The 2669-nt window shown below is 72.3% G+C and carries 5 protein-coding genes; 3 read left to right on the plus strand and 2 right to left on the minus strand.

Annotation, left to right across the window (positions count from 1 at the left end; all coding sequences use genetic code 11):
• Positions 1-28: 28 nt before the first annotated feature.
• Entirely contained in the window at positions 29-319 is a 291-nt protein-coding gene (locus ACYVE9_RS22050; RefSeq protein WP_461029629.1) for a type II toxin-antitoxin system Phd/YefM family antitoxin, read from the minus strand.
• 54 nt (positions 320-373) lie between these two features.
• Between ACYVE9_RS22050 and ACYVE9_RS22055 the strand changes: the two genes are divergently transcribed.
• From ACYVE9_RS22055 to ACYVE9_RS22065, 3 genes are read left to right on the plus strand one after another with little or no spacing between them, the layout of a single operon-like run.
• The gene (locus ACYVE9_RS22055; RefSeq protein ID WP_461029630.1) at positions 374-1015 is read left to right on the plus strand and encodes an ATP-dependent Clp protease proteolytic subunit; all 642 of its coding nucleotides are present in this window, start codon (positions 374-376) and stop codon (positions 1013-1015) included.
• Positions 1016-1020: 5 nt separating this feature from the next.
• Positions 1021-1329 carry a hypothetical protein gene (locus ACYVE9_RS22060; protein ID WP_461029633.1) on the plus strand — a complete coding sequence of 103 codons (309 nt, stop codon included), beginning with the start codon at positions 1021-1023 and terminating at the stop codon, positions 1327-1329.
• Between the two features lie 48 nt (positions 1330-1377).
• Positions 1378-1875: a DUF6328 family protein gene (locus tag ACYVE9_RS22065; RefSeq protein ID WP_461029631.1), complete on the plus strand. Its 498-nt coding sequence runs from the start codon at positions 1378-1380 to the stop codon at positions 1873-1875.
• Between the two features lie 76 nt (positions 1876-1951).
• Here ACYVE9_RS22065 and ACYVE9_RS22070 read toward each other — a convergent pair whose 3' ends face one another.
• A complete protein-coding gene (locus tag ACYVE9_RS22070) occupies positions 1952-2383 on the minus strand; it encodes an ATP-binding protein (protein ID WP_461029632.1) in 432 nt (143 codons plus the stop codon).
• Positions 2384-2669 lie beyond the last annotated feature (286 nt).

Below are 2669 nucleotides of genomic sequence, written 5' to 3' on the forward strand. Positions count from 1 at the left end.
GTGGGCGAGCGGTCGGCACTGCGGTGGGTCAGCTGCGGCTGTCTCCTGCCGGCGGGCCGGGGTGCTGGGCGGCGATGCCGAAGCGGTGGCGTTCGCCGGCAGCGGACGCCGCGGACCTGACGGCGGAGACCGTGCTGACCGCCTCGTCGACGCCGCGCTCCCGCAGTGCTTCGAGTTGTTCCAGGTCGGCGGCGGACACCAGGGCGACGAGTGGCTTGCCGTGCCGGGTGACGACCACTCGCTCACCGCCGTAGACCACCCGGTTGATCAGGTCGGCGAGTTCGGCGCGGGCTTGCGTCACCGGAATCTCATACGTCATGCTCCCAGTCTAACGGCATGTACGTACTGTACATTCTTAACGGAAGGAACAGCCATGCAGCGGTCCGCCGCCCGCTATGTGCTTCCCTCGTTCACCGAGCGCGCCGGGTCCACGGTCCGGACTCTCGACCCGTACTCGAAGCTGCTCGACGAGCGCATCGTGATGCTCGGCACCCGGATCGACGACGCGGCGGCCAACGCCGTGGTGACGCAGCTGATGCACCTCGAGCACGCCGCACCGGGCCGCTCGATCTCGCTCTACGTCAACTCCCCCGGCGGCTCGTTCACCGCCATGACCGCGATCTACGACGCGATGCGGTTCGTCGACTGCGAGATCGAGACGGTCTGCCTGGGCCAGGCGGCGTCCGCCGCCGCGGTGCTGCTGGCAGCGGGGACCCCGGGACGCAGACTGGTCCTGCCGCACGCCCGGGTGCTCATCCACCAGCCGTCCTTCGCCGAGCCGGTGCGGGGCCGCGCCACGGACCTCGCCATCCAGGCCGCCGAACTGCTGCGCACCCGGGACACCCTGGAGTCGATGCTCTCCCGCCACACCGGGCACCCCGTGGAACGCGTACGCACCGACATCGAGCGCGACCGGGCCCTCGACGCCCGGGCAGCCGTGGCCTACGGCGTCGCCGACCGGATCGTCAGCGGCCGCACGCCGCACGGCGGCCGGACGGACGCGGTGTCCCGGTGACGTCGATGCCGCCGGAACTGCCACCGCTGCCCGCCCTGACCCGGGCCGAGGGTGAGCTGGTGGACCGCTACCTCGAGATGGTCGACCTGCTGGGCCGCGTCAACCCGGCCCGCTGCACCCGCACCCTGAGCGGTCTGCGGGCCGCCCAGGCTTTGGTCGGCGCCGCCCGGGGCCTCCAGGACGCCCTGACCGTGATGCACCAGCGCGGTGAGCAGCACGTCCACACCGACACGCTCGCACGCGCCCTGCGGGTCCTGGACGGTGACGCCAGGACGCGGCGGGTGGGCCTCCCGCCCACGGCGGACGCCGAGTGACGCCCCCTCCGGGGCATACTCCGCGGCGCGTTGGCTACCCGTACGGTCATGACCGCTGACACACCGCCGGAGACCCGCCACGAGACACCGCTGGAACGGGACGACCGCAACTTCGTGGAACTGCTACAGGAACTGCGCGTCATCCAGACAGGTGTGCAGATCCTGTTCGCGTTCCTGCTGACGCTGGCCTTCACCAGCAGGTTCCCCGACCTCGACTCGTTCCAGCGGGGCACCTACATCGCGACGCTGCTGCTCGCCGCCCTCACGGTCATCATCTTCACCGCACCCGCCGTGCTGCACCGCTCACTGTTCCGGCGCGGCGCCAAACGGCGGGTCGTGGAGGTGTCATCGACGCTGGCCCAGGTCGGGCTGGTCGTGCTCTCGGCGAGTTTGACGGGCGCGGTGCTGCTGGTCGTCGACGTGGTGATGGGACGCCCCCAAGGTCGCCTCGCGGCGGGAGCCATGGTGCTGGCCTGCGTGGCCCTGTGGCTGCTGCTGCCCTGGGAGGTGGGCCGGCGCCACCGGCGGAACGGCCGCCCCGACTGATCGACACGAGGGCGAAGCCACGAGGGAAGTACGACGCCGGTAGCGCCGGGCGGCCTCGCGCCTCGCGCCGGCGCTGTCAGGGCTCGACGGGCGTGCACCACGGCAGGGCGACCCAGACCGTCTTGCCGCCCTCGTCGGTCGGCACCACCGACAGCCGCCCTCCCGACTCGGCCGCGAGCGAGCGGATGATGACCAGCCCCCGCCCGTTGTCCTGCTGCACCGCCGCCGGCAACCGGCGCGGCCACCGCGGATGGCTGTCGGTCACGCCGACGCACAGCCGTTCGTCCCGTTCCAGGTGCACGTCGACCGTGAACGCGGGCGACTGGCCGCGGGTGTGCTGCACGGCGTTGGTGGCCAGCTCGGAGACGATCAGGCGGATGGCGTCGACGGCCTCCCCGGCCGCGGGCAGACCCCACCCGGTGACCACGTCCGCCACGAATCTTCGCGCCTCGGACACCGAGGCCGGAGCGCTCGGCAGGGTCGCGGAAGCGTGCTGATGGTCTGCCATGTCGAGGCCGTCCCTTTCCCATCGGGGCGGTACTCCGGCGGAAGTTCAGGAAGTGGGGGCGGAGCCGCCCGCGAATGGCTGTCGTCGCGTCAGCGTGCCACCCCGGCGTCCCGCATGCGGCCGATCCGCCGGGATGTGGAGCGATCTGTCGCCCGATGCGGTGAACTGTGCGACAGCAGCACGCATTTGAGCTCGCCTTCCCGTCGTGGGCGGGGCCGTGCGGTCCGGCCGCCCGGGGCGCGCGGCCGGACGTCCGGGCCTCCTCGTCACGGTTCCGGCGGGCGCG

The sequence above is a fragment of the Streptomyces sparsus genome, from assembly GCF_054776295.1.

Bases quoted from the DNA above. Each gene is read 5' to 3' on its own strand.
- ACYVE9_RS22050 (WP_461029629.1), bottom strand. From the start codon at position 319: ATGACGTATGAGATTCCGGTGACGCAAGCCCGCGCCGAACTCGCCGAC.
- ACYVE9_RS22055 (WP_461029630.1), top strand. From the start codon at position 374: ATGCAGCGGTCCGCCGCCCGCTATGTGCTTCCCTCGTTCACCGAGCGC.
- ACYVE9_RS22060 (WP_461029633.1), top strand. From the start codon at position 1,021: ATGCCGCCGGAACTGCCACCGCTGCCCGCCCTGACCCGGGCCGAGGGT.
- ACYVE9_RS22065 (WP_461029631.1), top strand. From the start codon at position 1,378: ATGACCGCTGACACACCGCCGGAGACCCGCCACGAGACACCGCTGGAA.
- ACYVE9_RS22070 (WP_461029632.1), bottom strand. From the start codon at position 2,383: ATGGCAGACCATCAGCACGCTTCCGCGACCCTGCCGAGCGCTCCGGCC.